The organism is Endozoicomonas sp. ALB091 (genome assembly GCF_049310265.1).
Lineage (GTDB): Bacteria > Pseudomonadota > Gammaproteobacteria > Pseudomonadales > Endozoicomonadaceae > Endozoicomonas.
In genome coordinates this window covers 1,206,134-1,219,813 of the sequence record NZ_JBLYNQ010000008.1, presented here as the reverse complement: position 1 = coordinate 1,219,813, position 13,680 = coordinate 1,206,134, and the positions used below count along the sequence as shown (strand labels likewise).

Here is a 13,680-nt window from a genome sequence, read left to right as displayed (position 1 = left end):
GAAGGTATATGGCTCACTTTGAGTGATGTTCAGATTTTCAACCAAAACAAAAGAGCTAGTCAGCCCTTCTGCACGTTATGATAAAAAGGCAACCGGGAAGATTGTGATCCTTGGTAACCTGCAGTCAGCTACTGTTGAGTTCTATTTTAGAAGTCGCAAGGCCAAAGGTGCTGGTTACACAGAGATAGATGCCTGTTCCAGTGACGCTTTATATGAATTAAAAAAGCATATATCGGAAGGTTGTACTCTTATTCTTGTTCGTGATGTGCCTGTAGAAGTACTAAAGAAGCTTGATGCCTTTAAGTGTACGTTATCTGACGTAATATGGTTTATAGATGACGATATTCCAGCTGCGGGATTGGACGCGACTTTGCCAGCCCGCTACCGGAAACGCATGACTGGCTGGTATAAACGAGCAACGCCTCTTCTTGAAAATCTTTGTAGCAAGATTTTGGTTTCAACACCCTGTCTGGCCAAAAAATATAACCTGGCCAGTAGCGCAATCTTGTCTCCTGTTGAGCCTGTTTTTGAATCCTCCCAACAGATAACCCGCTGCTTTTACCACGGCACCAGCTCCCACCAGAAAGACTGGGAGTTTGTGCTGGAAGTAACCCGGCAGATTCAACTCCGGAATCAAGGCACCTGGTTTGAATTTATCGGTGACCATGCGCTTTACAAGGCGTGCCGGGGTATTCCTCGTGTGACTGTTCTTCATCCGCTGAAGTGGCCTGATTATCTGGCACTGACCTCTTCCAGAACCATGGATATAGGTCTCGCTCCTCTGGCTGATACACCCTTTAATCTGGCCCGCTCCCATACCAAGTTTCTTGACATCTGTCGTCAGAAAGCCGTCGGTATTTATTCACGCCGCTTTTCCTGTTCGGATGACATTGAGCATGCTGGTGCAGGCTTGGTATTGGGTGACTCCGTTGATGAATGGGTAGCAGGTATTGAGTTCCTGATTGGTTCTGACTGTCGGGATATGTATAAAAAGGCGGAGAAGTTGAGAAAAGAAATGCAAGGTGCAGAGTTTTCTCGAACTTTCAAAGGTGTATAAGGTATCTGCGTTTTTACTGGCTGCTTGTCTTGCAATCAGGCAGTCAGAAAAATCAACTTTGGGATAGGTCTGATAATCTATTAGGGCACAGTGCAGGGCATTCCAGTCTTCAAATCGGAATTGCTGTTGACTGGTCAGCTGGAAAAGAGTTTGGTGTATTTGTTTTTTATCAAGTTCAAACACGGTATCCATCACCCATTTTACCTCAGACAGCACAATGTCTGATATGAAAACACTGTCTGCTGAATTGATAATGTCAATCGCTTTCAGACTTTGCCATTGCGGGTTTCGGTCATCAGAAGGGTGTAACAGGTAGCGCGACAGAACGTTGTTATCGACAGCGATCACTCTTGCCACCGGAGTTTTTTTGCTGCCTTTTTTCTGATGGCTGATTTGAGGTGCGCCCTATCCATATCAGGTACTGCATTATGACAATTGCTCAAGGTGCCGACCAGAGGCTGATCGGTCATTTTGACAAGGTGGGCAACACCATCCCGTTCAAATACCTGAATTCTATCTCCCGGCTCAAGACCCAGTTTTTCACAGATGGCCTGGGGGATCGTCACTTGTCTTTTCGTGGTTAACTTAGGCATTTGGTTTTCTTTTGTATTTTGATTAATACTCAAAAGGCGATTACCGATTATTTTGGCCTGCATTATTTCACGATGAGTAAGATGCTTGCACGGTGATTCAACGGGTCTGGTGAGTTTCCATATATTTTCTCAGCAAATTGTTTATGCGGGTCTGATATCCCTGCCCCTGACCCTTGAACCATTCCAGAACGTCGGCATCCAGTCGGATAGTCACTGGTTTTTTCACCGGCAGGTGCAACTCGGCCTGTTGGAAAAATTCATCGTCCAGTTCAGGTATATCAGAAGAGTCTATGTCCTCATCACTCATGGTATTGAGGCGCTCCCAGTCAGTACCGGATGTTTTCTTCATAGTATTGGGTGATTGAATATATCGACAGCGTCCTCAAAGGCGATGCCGTGTTTGCAATATTTGCCTGATTCTTGCTTTCATCCCACTCGCATTGCATGGTGATGCCAGTATTTACATTTGTACACACATTCAAAGGTTAGCATTTATTTGAGTAGATGAAACCAAAGCCCAGGCTTGTCAAAGATACCGGGGTCAAAGAAGCTGGAGTATTGATTCTTGAAGGAAGTCAAGGAGAGTCTGAAATACTGGCGGGTGTCAGACATATTGCTGTGAACATATTAAGTAATCTTTCCGTAATACTGAACCTGACCTCGAACGAGTCAGAAATATTTTACAAAAATAACGCTATATCGTTTACCGATTTTTTGGGGGGAATATGTCTTTTGAAATGCGCCAGGTGATTGCCAGTGCTCTGCGTGAGCAAGGGCAAGCTCTGATTTCTTTGAGTGAACGGGTTGATGAGTCTTTTGAGTCTGCAGTTGCGTTGATGCTCAATTGTAAGGGCCGTGTTGTGATTTGTGGTATGGGTAAGTCTGGTCTGGTTGGCCGCAAGATTGCTGCAACTCTGGCTTCTACCGGTACAATTAGCTTTTTTATGCATCCTGGTGAAGCCTTTCACGGTGACTTGGGTATGATCCGCTTTGATGAAAAAGCGGATGTGGTTGTATTGATCTCTTACAGTGGCGAAACCGATGAGGTCCTTAAACTGATTCCATCACTGAAGAGTTTTGGCACTAAAATTATTGCTATTACTGGAGCTCTGGATTCAACTCTGGCAAAAAATGCGGATGTGGTTTTGGATGGTTCCGTGGTTGAAGAGGTGTGCCCAAATAACCTGGCACCAACAACATCTACAACGGTGGCGCTTGCTATTGGAGATGCGCTGGCGGTTGCGCTGATCAAGGCACGTAACTTCCAACCCCATGAGTTTGCCCGTTTCCACCCGGGAGGAAGTCTGGGGCGTCGTCTTCTGACCTGTGTCAGGGATGTTATGCAGAAAGATAAGCTGCCGTTTGTACATCGCGCTGCTGCGATTACCGATGTTGTTTTTACCATGACAGAGGCTCGTACCGGTCTGGCTCTTGTGCAGGATGATAATGGCCAGCTGATTGGCGTTATTACTGATGGTGATCTGCGCAGGGTGCTGGTAGACCACAGTTCTATTCAGGGAATGTTGGCAGCTGATATTATGAGTGTTAACCCGGTGTCTGTTTCTCAGGATATTAAGTTAGTGGATGCAGAAGTCATAATGCGAGAAGCTCATGTAAAATGTCTTGTAGCAACAGACGAACAGGGACAGGTTGTTGGTCTGATTGACTGGGCTGCTTGATAACTGTGCTTTTTTTGTTTTAAGAGGTTGTTTGAAAACTATATGACCAAAAGGCGATTGCCGATTATTTTGGCCTGCATTATTTCACGGTGAGTAAGATGCTTGCTCGGCAGCCGCGGGGTTGCCAGTGCCGGGGCTCCGGGGTTGTGTTTGTAACGTCAGGGTTTCAGTAATGGAAGCGGCACTGGAGTATAAACAGGTTATCGTTACTGTAGGCGTATACCAATCGATGTTCCTGGTCAATCCTGCGCGACCAGAATCCTGAAAAGTTATCTTTCAGGGGCTCAGGTTTGCCTGTGCCTTCAAAGGGGCTACGCATACATTCTTTAATGAGCTTTCTTAGCTTCCTGGCTTTTGGTTTGTCGTTGTCCAGCCAGTATTGGAAGTCTTCCCATGCTTCTTCTACCCAGCTTAACGTGATTTTTTTCGGGGTACTCATAATTCAGGCAGATCCCTTTGGATGCCCTTATTGGCTTTGAATTGTTCAGCGGCGGATTTCAACCGACGGGCATTTTCAGGTGACGAGAGCAGATAAAGCGTTTCCATCAGGCTGTCGTAACTTTCTTTCGACATAACTACCGCATCTTCTGCGTCACGCCGGTGAATGATTGTGTGGGTCGAGTCATTAACAACGCTGTCCAGCACCGCTTTGAGGTTTTTTCTCATTTCTGTGTAGGAAACCACATTCATTTTATTGCCCATATACTTGTACGTGATAAGGTACAAGTATAATTGGCTCTTGTTATTTGGCAAGAAAACCCAGGGGCTTGATCCTTGGCCTCACTCAATGACTCTGTTGATGAATGGGTTGCAGGTATTGATTTCCTTATTGGTTCTGACTGTCAGGCTATGTACGAGAAAAGGGCCTTGATCGCGACAGGCGAAGCCTGAGAATGTGGGAGGTTTTATAAACTGAAATTATTCGTTGAAATCCAGTGGGTTCGACTCCCACCCGGTAAAGATTAACCATCAGCCGGAAGCGAGTTTTGCATAGCCAGGGGTAACTCTGGTTGTGAAGCGTAAACAGCAGGTACTAAAGCCGCGGGATTGAACTCCGAAATTGACGCTTTGTTGGAGGCTTCATTGTTCAAGAGGTGGGGGCAACACTGAAATGTCGATTTGGTGAGACAGAATCAGTCCGGCCGGAGTCAGAGACCGGGGCAAAGGTACAGGATGGATTTCTCAGGAACCTGCGAGATCCAGTGCTGACCTGAGTTAAATAGCCATTGGTTCTATGGCTGGAAAGAACCCGGTCGTCAGGTTTGCTTCAAGCCCGGCGAAGCGAATATGAAGCAGCACTCAGGAGTCCGGAAGCGAATCCAAACTTTGATGACTGTTGTCAAGTAGAGCGTGTACTGCCTAAACGCTTTGGTGGCCATGGCTTAACGCTGCATCCGGAAAAGACGCAGAGAATTGACTTTCGGGTTCAATATCGAAAGGAAAGCAAGCGTCGTGGACTTCCGATCAAATTTGATTTTCCTGGGTTCACACACTTCTGGGGTAAAACCCAGAGGGGTGGCTTTGCAATTTTCCGTGGGAGAAATTTTCCCAGTTCCTGAAACGTTTCCCCCTGACACCGCCAAGAATCCAGCATCAGTACTACCATGGTCACCATTTAGTGAGCCAGTAACTGTGAGGAACCGGATGCCTTAATTGGGCTCGTCCGGGTCTGGTGTGTCACGAGAGCAGAGTCGGTCTGCTCGTAACTGTAATTGAGATGGAGGAGGGCCCTCCGGTGGCGGCTTCTGGAAGCGACCACCAAACCACCGCATCAAGGAAAAACGAAAACAAGGGAAGGGGTGAACTTGATGGATTACAGATATACTTGCTACTCAGGTTTACAGGACGGTTTACATCATGCCACATAAAATCAGCCATGCTCTGGTTTCACCAGAGGCTTACCTGGCCCATGAGAAAGCATCCCCCGAAACACGGCATGAGTATATTGATGGTTATGTACTGGCCATGGCGGGCGGTACGATTAGCCATGGAAGAATGATTGCGAATATCACTCGTTTGCTGGGCAATCACTTGGTGGGTAAGCCCTGTGATGTCTTTGCATCGGATGTGAAACTGAGGGTTGAATCCGCCTTTGTGAAATCTTATCGGTATCCGGATGTTATGGTGTCCTGCGAGCAGAATCGCAGGTTTGACGATATGTGTGAGTCTGCCACTGTGCTGGTTGAAGTCCTTTCTGAAAGTACGGAGCTTACTGACCGGGTTTATAAATCAACGGAGTATGGGCATGTCCTCAAGGCTACCAATGGTGAGTACCTGGTCATCGAACCGGATTATCCGGTGATCGAAAAACGGATGTGGCGCAAGGGGCGTTTTGAGGTGGTTGCTACCTATGTAGAAAACGATGTTATCACCCTTGGCAGTATTGGGCTGGATTTGCCGATGGTTGACTTGTATCAATAGCGTGCAGGTTGATTCTGGAAACAGGTTGGATTGGATGATTAAGGCTGGCCCTGGTTTGCCATAGTCTCCCTTGATTGAGACGGTAACGACGTCGCCGCGCTTCATGACCCAGCCCACATCGTCGCTGGTTTATTCAATCCAGTCCATGGTGTTTAATGCCGGTTAGTACTTCTTGCAGTATCGGGCCAATCATAATGGTTCCGAAATCATCCAGCAGTTCCAGCTGTTTACGATGGCGTATAAATTCGGCAAGTGCTTCATTAACGGCGGCCTTTTTGGTTTTATAGCCGCCCAGTTTCTGGACCTGGTCAATCGAGTCATCATCTAAAGCGAGGTTTGAAGGCATATCATCAACTCCTACACAATGTTTTATACAAAAAACAGACTAGACTGCTCATCCATTGCCAATGGCTGTATTGTTACCGTTCTTTCAGTGAGCAAGGGAATCCGATCCTCAAAACATGGTTGGTGGTTTTGCAGGCACTGGGATTGAACCTGAAACCTTTTTCCTTATAGGCAAAACGAAATGCTGATTTTGTCTGCTTTTATCGAATGAGCGTAAAACTCCGTACTTCTACAGGGTGTCAACGATCATCACTTGGGAGGTTTTGTTGAGCCCGTTGTCTTTATTTTCAAACTTTAAGGGCTGATGCTGTCAGGTTTAGGTCATAGATCTGCCTGAACAAGTGTCCAGAAACTAGAAATGAAAGCCTATTCTGACAGTTTTTGCTTATTTACCTGACGTAAAGCTGAGGTATACCCAAACCTGACAATGCTATTGACTTAATCATAATTAATCACTATTTTTCATAGTTATTAACACCTGATCAAGAGTGAGGTTATTATGACTCAAAAAGACACGAAGGTACTTACTGCCCATGTGCCACTACCTCTGGCCGAAAAAGTGGAACAGCTTGCTCTGAGACTTGAGCGGTCACGAGGGTGGATCATCAAACAGGCTCTATCCGCCTGGATTGATCAAGAAGAGGAACGGGACAGACTAACCCGGGAAGCACTGGCAGATGTAGACGCAAATGCTGTGATCGATCATCAAGCCGTGCAAGAGTGGGCAGAAAGTCTTGGAACTGAAAACCCCCTGCCGGTGCCGCGTTAATGGAAATTAAGTGGACGAGTAAAGCCCTCTCTGATTTGTCGCGGCTGTATGATTTTTTAGCTCTTGTAAATAAGCAGGCTGCAGCTAAAACAGTTCAGTCTTTGACATCCAGCCCTGCCAGCCTGTTGGAAAATCCAAGGCTCGGTGAAAGACTTGAAGCTTTTGACCCCAGAGAAGTCAGAAAGATACTGATAGGGCAGTATGAGATGCGCTATGAAATCCAGAACTCAACCATTTATATTTTGAGGCTCTGGCACACACGAGAGGAGCGCCAAGAGGCTGTCCGAGAATAGCGCCCGTCTAGGCGACCCCGTAGCGAGGACGGTTTTACGAACCGGGGAGCCATGATACGAACGTCATAAACGGGTTCAGTGAATTTACGACACCAGTAGTGTGAACCTCCACAGGCTTCAATGCCAATAGCGCATTGAGGCAGATTGGCAATAAAGGACAAGAGTGCTTTGCGCTTAAGTTTCTTTTTGATAACCACATGACCTTTGGCATCAACACCATGTAGATGGAAACTTTTAATCTCGGAACGGACTTTAACGCCTGAACAGCCTCTGTTGTAGTAATGTACTGAAATTTCTCCGCCCATCGGCGCAAAGCAATATGGCAATGATGATGCCCTGGTTATTTTCTGTTGCGGCCTCAGTGATCAGATAAATAATACGCAAAGGCTTCCTTAACAGTTGCCGGTATTCGGTATTCCCGAACCGGTTCAGTTCCGGAACTCTGGCGCCTTTATAGGGCTGTTCCCTGAAGCTTTGCAAGGCGGAGTTAAAAGCCTGTCGTAATTTCACTGCCCGGGGTTTGCCAAAGTGATCTCTGGTGTAGGCGATAATATCCAGTATGTCCTGTCGGGCATCCTGGGTGAGAATAACCTTTGTCATGGTTATTCTCCTGCACTGTTTTGTGGTTCATCATCGTTGTTGTTATCGCCCCTGTTATTATCAGGAGCGTCATCCACCAGGAGTTGATCGATATCAGCCATGACACTGTCTGCCGTAACAGTGTCATGGTCGGCCAGCTGTCGTTTGCCCAGGGCCAGCAGTTTTAACAGGGCGATATCTTCCTGCAATGCTTCATAACTGTGGATATCCTGAATAACGGCTTTGGCTTCACCATTCTGGGTGATCACCAGCGGCTCCCGGCTCTCTTGCAGCTGTTTCAGTACCTCGGCTGCGTTGGCTTTCAGGTAGCTGATGGGCTTGACTTGTTGTGAGAGTTTCATCCGAGTTTTCCTCTACAGTAAGACTTAATTAAGACTTTATACAGTCTAGTGCAGAAAAACGCTAATACCCATACAACGCACAACATCGCTCCCATGCTGTTCCCATGCTCCGCGTGGGAATGCATACCGAAGCCTGCCGGAGGTGAAACATCCTATTCGAGGTTCTCAAATCATTGTCATGATTCGAGCCGGGCAACTATTATACCAACTCCACCTTCTAAATATGAACTGCGCAGCCATTTTGAACCGCTGGATCTTCGTTGGAATTCCTCGCAATAGCCCTGCTATTACTCGTCATTCCGCCTTGCCCAGCGGTCCAAAATGACTTGCTCGTTATCATATTTAGAAGGTGGAATTGGTATTACATATCAATATGCAGCCCTGCAGTGAGTCCTTTAATGGTATCTGAATGCCCATTACCATTATCGGTCTTCATATCATAATGGCGATAACCGGCCTGAAGATAAATGGCGGACAGCAACTGGAAACGGGCTCCGGCACTGATGTCGGTTACGGTGGCATCGGCGTTTTTTGCGTAGTTCAGTTTGCTGTAGTATGAAATCCGGCTGCCCGGGAACCATTCGGCATCGGCAACTACCATGGGCAGGGTTTCGTCGTAATAACGACTGCCATTGATATGATGCAGGCCTGCGCCCAGGTCAACGGATACCAGGTCATTGTCCAGAATTTCGTAATAGCCGTAAGCGTCTACATTGTTTAAACCGTCCCCATCGCCCTCAAGCGTAGTTGCACGCAGGGCAGCGTTGGGCAGTAGAGGCACAGGGTGCTCGATTTGGGCATAAGCGGAGCCCGCTTTGCCGTGGTCTTTGGTATGCCAGTAGTCCAGTCCGGCCTTTGCACCGATAATATCTGCCTGGGTCAGGGTACTGGTGAGTAATAGCAAAGATAAGCTGATTGTTTTTTTCATCAGAGTAAGCTTCGTTTTACGCGGTTAAGATAGAAATTAGGAATTGTACCGGAATAAGTTCCGCATTTGGCTGAGACTTGTTGAGCTCGCTGGCTGCTGGCCTCTGGCTGCTGGCTGCTGGCCTCTGGCTGCTGGCCGGAAAAGTACAAGCGGCCTGGCTTTTTCGGGCAGCGGGTGGCGGGAAGCCGGCAGCGCTTGCTGAAATGTCGGAGTTTTTAAATGACAGTTCCTTAGCGGGCACTGTACAGTGAATTCTACAGTGTGTATTTAGGGTTTTACCGAAGCCTCTGCTGGCGCATCAGCGGGGTCAGGTTTTGATTCTTGAGTGTTGACAAGAAAAATTGGCAAAAAATGACAGTTTTTTATTTTTTGGCTAACTGTTACCGGCTGACTATGAAGGCCGGTTCCGATTTGGATCTGATTAACCAGATGTTCAAGCGTTAAAAGTTTAAGCGTTTAAACGCTGTAACGATTAAGAACTGTCATTTAATAACTTCGACATTTCAGTAAGGAGTTGTCTGGAAATAACTTCCCTATTTTCATTGCCTGACTCCGTTCGGACTGAGCTTGTCGAAGTTCGGTGGCACGACCTTCGACAAGCTCAGGGTGAACGGAAATCGGGAACTTATTAAAAGACAATTCCTTAGCAGTTGCTTTTGTAATAACAATGTGCTGCAATCTCTCCGCCCATCGGCACCAGGTAATATGGCAAACCTCTGAGTTTGTATCACCTTCAGCGGTGGTAGCTCTCAGAGCCACATTGGGCAGCAGCGGCATCGGGTGTTCGATCCCCGGCCTGCCTTGGCTCTCAGGATATCCGCCTGGGCAAAGGGCCGGAGAGTAACAGGAAGGATAAGCTGATTGCTTTTTTTCATAAATATTTCGGACAATCAGGTTAGCCACCCTCTACTTCCTGTATGCATTACAGAAGTGATTGCATTGCTATCATGATTTACCAATGGCCCTTCTCTATTAAGTGTCTCTGTAATCTATGGTGTGTTCCTATTGCTTCGGTGGCTTTTTACGTCAAGTGCCCTCCACTTATCCCAGCCCTGATTTCTGATATTCCAATTCAGAGTGACGCATTGTACACCTTTTACACAACATCCAACGGTATTGCTTCCGCTCCAGAGTTGTCTGCATTGTTAGGCAGTCCGGTAAAAAAGTTACACACTTTCCGACGCGTTGTTAATAACACGGTCATTGTTGGCTGGGGACTGAAAGAGAATACGCTGAGGGCGAAGGCGTTTGCCCAGCAACATCAGTTACCTTTTTGGCAACTGGAAGACGGATTTATCAGTTATCTTGGCCATCCCGCACAGGGAGACCGGCGCTTTTCATTGATCAGCGATAAAACCGGTATCTATTACGATGCGACTCAGCCATCAGATATTGAGCACTTGCTGAATAAGTCAGACTGGCAGACCCCGGAACTGATGGCCCGGGCTCGAAAACTGCTGGATAGCATTCGTCAGCATCGAATCAGTAAATACAACCATGAACCAGTGGCCACAGATAGCAGTAAGTTCTTTACTTGCCGATCCTCTGATGGTCTTCTCCCTGATATCAGTAAAGAAAGGGTTCTGGTGGTTGACCAGACCCTTGGAGATTGCTCCGTTGAGTTCGGCATGGCCAATGAAACCAGTTTTCAGGCTATGTTGAAGTCGGCCCTGCAGGAAAATCCAACAGCAGAAGTCTGGGTGAAGGTTCACCCGGATGTACTACTTGGCACCAAGCGTGGCTATTTTGAGCTGGAACCCTGTGGCACCCGGATTAAGGGCTGTAAAAGCGACAGAGTAAGAATCTTAGCGGAAAAAGTGAATGCTCAATCCCTATTCCCCTGGTTTGCCAAAGTCTACGTAGTGACGTCTCAACTCGGGTTTGAAGCCCTCTGGCACCGGAAAAAGGTCGTCTGTTTTGGTGTGCCGTTTTACAGCGGCTGGGGGCTGACCGATGATCGGGTTCCCTGCCCAAGACGAACGTCACTGCACTCGGTTGAGAGTTTATTTGCCGCGGCTTGCCTGCTGTATACCCGCTATATTCATCCGGAAACTCATGAGCGCTGTGAGTTGGAAGACGTGCTGGAACTGGTTGTACTTCAGCAGGCACACAATAAACCACAGATTGAAACGCTGTATGCCTTGGGTTTCAGTATCTGGAAGCGGGCATTTGTTAGCCGGTTTGCCCATGGCGTGGCCCGGCGCGTTGTTTATATATCCAATGAAAAAGCCCTGCGCAAAAAGCTCACTGAGCGGGATGGTCTATTGCTCTGGGGCATGAAGCCTTTACAACAGGTGCCAGAGTACCCTATGCCCCTGTGGCGCATGGAAGATGGTTTTATAAGGTCGGTCGGATTAGGTGCCGAGCTTCGCAGACCCTGCTCCCTCATATTGGACAGCAGTGGCATTTATTACAATGCCATGCAGCCCAGTGACCTGGAACATTCTCTCAATACCTGCATGCTGTCCGATGAGGAGCAGCAACGGGGCCAAAACCTGGTTCGGCAGCTACTGGCTCAGCGCATTAGTAAATACAACCTGCTGGGTAACAAGGTCGACCCTTTCCACGGAGCCAGGCCTGGGCAGCAAAAAGTGCTGGTTACCGGTCAGGTTGATAGTGATGCTTCGTTAAAATACGGCAGTCCACGGGTAACCAGTAATCGGGATTTACTGCAACGGGTGCGTGAACATTTTATCGGTCAGAATGCCTTTATTGTCTATAAACCCCATCCAGATGTTGTACAGGCCGGTCGTGCCGGGCATTTACCTGAAGTGGAAGCATTACAGTGGGCGGACCAAGTCGTGGTCGATGTTGATATTTTTGACTGCATTCAGGGTTGTGATGAACTGCATGTTATGAGCTCTCAAGCCGGTTTTGAAGCCTTGCTGCAGAATAAAACCGTACACTGCTGGGGAATGCCTTTTTATGCCGGCTGGGGGCTGACAGTGGACCATATGTCATGCAGTCGTCGTGTCATGCGTCGGAATATCAATGAGCTCGCCTATATCGCACTCTGCTTATACCCCCGTTATATCCATTGGGGTACTGGTCGCTTTACTTCCCCCGAAAGCCTGATCCAACAGTTGTCGCAAGAGCGCAACACCATGAAAACCTCAACTTCAGGGGTCCTGGCCTGGTTGGAGCAGAAAAAGCGAAAGCTGTCTTTTCTGATGGAAGCCCTTAGAGCCAGTTAACACTGGTGCTGATTTTGCATTAATAATCCACTTATCATGTTTAAGTTGCTCTTATGTTGAGCATCCCGCCATTAACCTGAGTGACATTACATACGGAAGCTGAGGAACCATGAATTCCCGCCATGTGCTGTTTTTACAGGGACCGTTAGGGCCTTTTTTTCGTGATCTGGCAACACTTTTCAGTCGCCGTGGCTATGTTACACACCGGATTGTCTTTAATGGAGGAGATCTGTTTTATGCCGGGGCGGATCATGTCGTTGCCTTTACCGATTCACCGGATCACTGGACGGATTTTTTATTTGAATATCTACAGCGGCACAATATTGAATCCGTGTTTCTGATGGGGGACTGTCGGCTCTACCATCGAACAGCCAAACCGGTTTGTGAACGCTTGGGAGTTCGCTTTCTGGTGTTTGAAGAAGGCTATCTTCGGCCAAACACCATTACTCTGGAAGAACACGGTGTTAATGCCTATAGCCAATTGGGACTTTCTGTAGAAGACCTTGCCCAGGTCAACGCCCATTCTTGCTCTTCGAAAGTTGCCATGGGCGGAACCATGGCTGCCCGCACCCGATTTGCTGCTGCTTATTATTGGGCGGCCTTGTTTGCCCGTCGACGTTTTGCCCGGTACTGTCATCACAGGGCATTCCACCCGGTAAATGAAGGGACCAAGTGGTTGAGAGGCTTTGCCCGCAAAAAGTTGTATCGCTTTCGGGATAAGAAGGTGGAGCAGTCCATGCAGGAAGAGCTGAGCAAACGTTTCTTTATGGTAGCTCTGCAGGTACATGACGATAGCCAGATGCTGTATCACTCTTCATATTCTTCAGTTGAAGCATTTATTGCGGAGGTGATTCGCTCCTTTGCCCGCCACGCCACGGAGCAGAATGTGCTGGTGTTAAAGCACCATCCGATGGATCGTGGTTATACCCACTATGGGCAGATGATCACTGAGCTTTCTGAACACCTTGGCATTTCGCATCGGGTTGTTTACTGTCACGACCTGCACTTGCCCAGTGTCTATACCCACTGCCTGGGGGTAGTGACGGTGAATAGTACTGTTGGCCCCTCTGCACTGCTGCATAAGGTTCCCGTAAAAGTCATGGGACGGGCTATGTACGATATCCCGGGGCTGACCTCGCAATGCACTCTGGATAACTTCTGGGAGTATGCCGAACCGGTGGATATCGATCTGTTCCATCAGTTTCAGACTCTGCTGTTTGATAAGACCCAGATTAATGGCAGCTTTTTTACCAAACCGGAAATTACCTGCGCCAATGTACTGACCTTTTATCGACAACACTTTCACGGGCGGACTCCGGTTGTTCTGCTTCTTGACAAGCAACCTGTTGTTCATCGTTTGGATGAATCGCTGGTCGCCTGATGGCCTCACGGCTTAACTGATTATTTCTAATCCTGACTATCGTTCTTGTACATGTCATAAGAACGAAGTCAGGGTGTAG

The 13,680-nt window shown here is 47.7% G+C and carries 16 protein-coding genes and 1 pseudogene; 7 read left to right on the top strand and 10 right to left on the bottom strand.

Annotated elements, in window-relative coordinates; all coding sequences use genetic code 11:
- The first annotated feature begins 25 nt into the window (after nt 1–25).
- Nucleotides 26–1,057 (top strand): hypothetical protein, encoded by a 1,032-nt coding sequence (locus ACO6UX_RS21660; RefSeq protein ID WP_422450570.1) that lies wholly within the window; start codon nt 26–28, stop codon nt 1,055–1,057.
- A 45-nt stretch (nt 1,058–1,102) separates the two neighbouring features.
- Here ACO6UX_RS21660 and ACO6UX_RS21655 read toward each other — a convergent pair.
- The 3 genes and pseudogenes from ACO6UX_RS21655 to ACO6UX_RS21645 all read right to left on the bottom strand — a co-directional run.
- Nucleotides 1,103–1,405 (bottom strand): annotated as a pseudogene (locus tag ACO6UX_RS21655) (hypothetical protein); the annotation flags it as partial.
- On the bottom strand, nt 1,402–1,650 hold the full coding sequence (locus ACO6UX_RS21650) for an AbrB/MazE/SpoVT family DNA-binding domain-containing protein (RefSeq protein WP_422450369.1): 249 nt from the start codon (nt 1,648–1,650) through the stop codon (nt 1,402–1,404). The gene ACO6UX_RS21650 and the pseudogene ACO6UX_RS21655, both read right to left, overlap by 4 nt.
- A 97-nt stretch (nt 1,651–1,747) precedes the next feature.
- Nucleotides 1,748–1,999, bottom strand: a complete 252-nt coding sequence (locus ACO6UX_RS21645) for a BrnA antitoxin family protein (RefSeq protein ID WP_422450368.1) — start codon at nt 1,997–1,999, stop codon at nt 1,748–1,750.
- Nucleotides 2,000–2,375: 376 nt separating this feature from the next.
- Between ACO6UX_RS21645 and ACO6UX_RS21640 the strand changes: the two genes are divergently transcribed.
- Entirely contained in the window at nt 2,376–3,329 is a 954-nt protein-coding gene (locus ACO6UX_RS21640; protein ID WP_422450367.1) for a KpsF/GutQ family sugar-phosphate isomerase, read from the top strand.
- Between the two features lie 166 nt (nt 3,330–3,495).
- Here the strand turns inward: ACO6UX_RS21640 and ACO6UX_RS21635 are convergent, their stop codons facing one another.
- On the bottom strand, nt 3,496–3,768 hold the full coding sequence (locus ACO6UX_RS21635; RefSeq protein WP_422450366.1) for a Txe/YoeB family addiction module toxin: 273 nt from the start codon (nt 3,766–3,768) through the stop codon (nt 3,496–3,498).
- Nucleotides 3,765–4,019: a type II toxin-antitoxin system Phd/YefM family antitoxin gene (locus tag ACO6UX_RS21630; protein ID WP_422450365.1), complete on the bottom strand. Its 255-nt coding sequence runs from the start codon at nt 4,017–4,019 to the stop codon at nt 3,765–3,767. The genes ACO6UX_RS21635 and ACO6UX_RS21630 overlap by 4 nt, the downstream gene beginning before the upstream one ends.
- A 1,167-nt stretch (nt 4,020–5,186) precedes the next feature.
- Between ACO6UX_RS21630 and ACO6UX_RS21625 the strand changes: the two genes are divergently transcribed.
- Nucleotides 5,187–5,750, top strand: coding sequence for a Uma2 family endonuclease (locus tag ACO6UX_RS21625; protein ID WP_422450364.1), 564 nt, complete (start codon nt 5,187–5,189; stop codon nt 5,748–5,750).
- A 133-nt stretch (nt 5,751–5,883) separates the two neighbouring features.
- Here the strand turns inward: ACO6UX_RS21625 and ACO6UX_RS21620 are convergent, their stop codons facing one another.
- Nucleotides 5,884–6,096, bottom strand: coding sequence for a type II toxin-antitoxin system VapB family antitoxin (locus ACO6UX_RS21620; protein ID WP_422450363.1), 213 nt, complete (start codon nt 6,094–6,096; stop codon nt 5,884–5,886).
- A 498-nt stretch (nt 6,097–6,594) separates the two neighbouring features.
- Between ACO6UX_RS21620 and ACO6UX_RS21615 the strand changes: the two genes are divergently transcribed.
- Both ACO6UX_RS21615 and ACO6UX_RS21610 read left to right on the top strand, forming a co-directional pair.
- Complete coding sequence (locus tag ACO6UX_RS21615; protein ID WP_422450362.1) at nt 6,595–6,864, top strand: CopG family ribbon-helix-helix protein; 270 nt, start codon at nt 6,595–6,597, stop codon at nt 6,862–6,864.
- Complete coding sequence (locus ACO6UX_RS21610) at nt 6,864–7,157, top strand: type II toxin-antitoxin system RelE/ParE family toxin (protein WP_422450361.1); 294 nt, start codon at nt 6,864–6,866, stop codon at nt 7,155–7,157. The genes ACO6UX_RS21615 and ACO6UX_RS21610 overlap by 1 nt, the downstream gene beginning before the upstream one ends.
- A gap of 252 nt (nt 7,158–7,409) precedes the next feature.
- Here ACO6UX_RS21610 and ACO6UX_RS21605 read toward each other — a convergent pair whose 3' ends face one another.
- From ACO6UX_RS21605 to ACO6UX_RS21590, 4 genes are all read right to left on the bottom strand, one after another.
- Nucleotides 7,410–7,757: a type II toxin-antitoxin system RelE/ParE family toxin gene (locus ACO6UX_RS21605; protein WP_422450360.1), complete on the bottom strand. Its 348-nt coding sequence runs from the start codon at nt 7,755–7,757 to the stop codon at nt 7,410–7,412.
- A gap of 2 nt (nt 7,758–7,759) precedes the next feature.
- Nucleotides 7,760–8,098, bottom strand: a complete 339-nt coding sequence (locus ACO6UX_RS21600; RefSeq protein ID WP_422450359.1) for a type II toxin-antitoxin system Phd/YefM family antitoxin — start codon at nt 8,096–8,098, stop codon at nt 7,760–7,762.
- Nucleotides 8,099–8,459: 361 nt separating this feature from the next.
- Nucleotides 8,460–9,026: a TIGR04219 family outer membrane beta-barrel protein gene (locus ACO6UX_RS21595; RefSeq protein ID WP_422450358.1), complete on the bottom strand. Its 567-nt coding sequence runs from the start codon at nt 9,024–9,026 to the stop codon at nt 8,460–8,462.
- A gap of 486 nt (nt 9,027–9,512) precedes the next feature.
- A complete protein-coding gene (locus ACO6UX_RS21590) occupies nt 9,513–9,929 on the bottom strand; it encodes a hypothetical protein (RefSeq protein ID WP_422450357.1) in 417 nt (138 codons plus the stop codon).
- A 182-nt stretch (nt 9,930–10,111) separates the two neighbouring features.
- Between ACO6UX_RS21590 and ACO6UX_RS21585 the strand changes: the two genes are divergently transcribed.
- Both ACO6UX_RS21585 and ACO6UX_RS21580 read left to right on the top strand, forming a co-directional pair.
- Complete coding sequence (locus ACO6UX_RS21585; protein WP_422450356.1) at nt 10,112–12,220, top strand: capsular polysaccharide biosynthesis protein; 2,109 nt, start codon at nt 10,112–10,114, stop codon at nt 12,218–12,220.
- A gap of 109 nt (nt 12,221–12,329) precedes the next feature.
- Nucleotides 12,330–13,601: a capsule biosynthesis protein gene (locus ACO6UX_RS21580; protein ID WP_422450355.1), complete on the top strand. Its 1,272-nt coding sequence runs from the start codon at nt 12,330–12,332 to the stop codon at nt 13,599–13,601.
- Nucleotides 13,602–13,680 lie beyond the last annotated feature (79 nt).

Coding starts and splice junctions, on each gene's coding strand:
- ACO6UX_RS21660 (WP_422450570.1), top strand. CDS start 26: ATGTTCAGATTTTCAACCAAAACAAAAGAGCTAGTCAGCCCTTCTGCA.
- ACO6UX_RS21640 (WP_422450367.1), top strand. CDS start 2,376: ATGTCTTTTGAAATGCGCCAGGTGATTGCCAGTGCTCTGCGTGAGCAA.
- ACO6UX_RS21630 (WP_422450365.1), bottom strand. CDS start 4,019: ATGAATGTGGTTTCCTACACAGAAATGAGAAAAAACCTCAAAGCGGTG.
- ACO6UX_RS21595 (WP_422450358.1), bottom strand. CDS start 9,026: ATGAAAAAAACAATCAGCTTATCTTTGCTATTACTCACCAGTACCCTG.
- ACO6UX_RS21645 (WP_422450368.1), bottom strand. CDS start 1,999: ATGAAGAAAACATCCGGTACTGACTGGGAGCGCCTCAATACCATGAGT.
- ACO6UX_RS21580 (WP_422450355.1), top strand. CDS start 12,330: ATGAATTCCCGCCATGTGCTGTTTTTACAGGGACCGTTAGGGCCTTTT.
- ACO6UX_RS21635 (WP_422450366.1), bottom strand. CDS start 3,768: ATGAGTACCCCGAAAAAAATCACGTTAAGCTGGGTAGAAGAAGCATGG.
- ACO6UX_RS21615 (WP_422450362.1), top strand. CDS start 6,595: ATGACTCAAAAAGACACGAAGGTACTTACTGCCCATGTGCCACTACCT.
- ACO6UX_RS21625 (WP_422450364.1), top strand. CDS start 5,187: ATGCCACATAAAATCAGCCATGCTCTGGTTTCACCAGAGGCTTACCTG.
- ACO6UX_RS21620 (WP_422450363.1), bottom strand. CDS start 6,096: ATGCCTTCAAACCTCGCTTTAGATGATGACTCGATTGACCAGGTCCAG.
- ACO6UX_RS21650 (WP_422450369.1), bottom strand. CDS start 1,650: ATGCCTAAGTTAACCACGAAAAGACAAGTGACGATCCCCCAGGCCATC.
- ACO6UX_RS21605 (WP_422450360.1), bottom strand. CDS start 7,757: ATGACAAAGGTTATTCTCACCCAGGATGCCCGACAGGACATACTGGAT.
- ACO6UX_RS21610 (WP_422450361.1), top strand. CDS start 6,864: ATGGAAATTAAGTGGACGAGTAAAGCCCTCTCTGATTTGTCGCGGCTG.
- ACO6UX_RS21600 (WP_422450359.1), bottom strand. CDS start 8,098: ATGAAACTCTCACAACAAGTCAAGCCCATCAGCTACCTGAAAGCCAAC.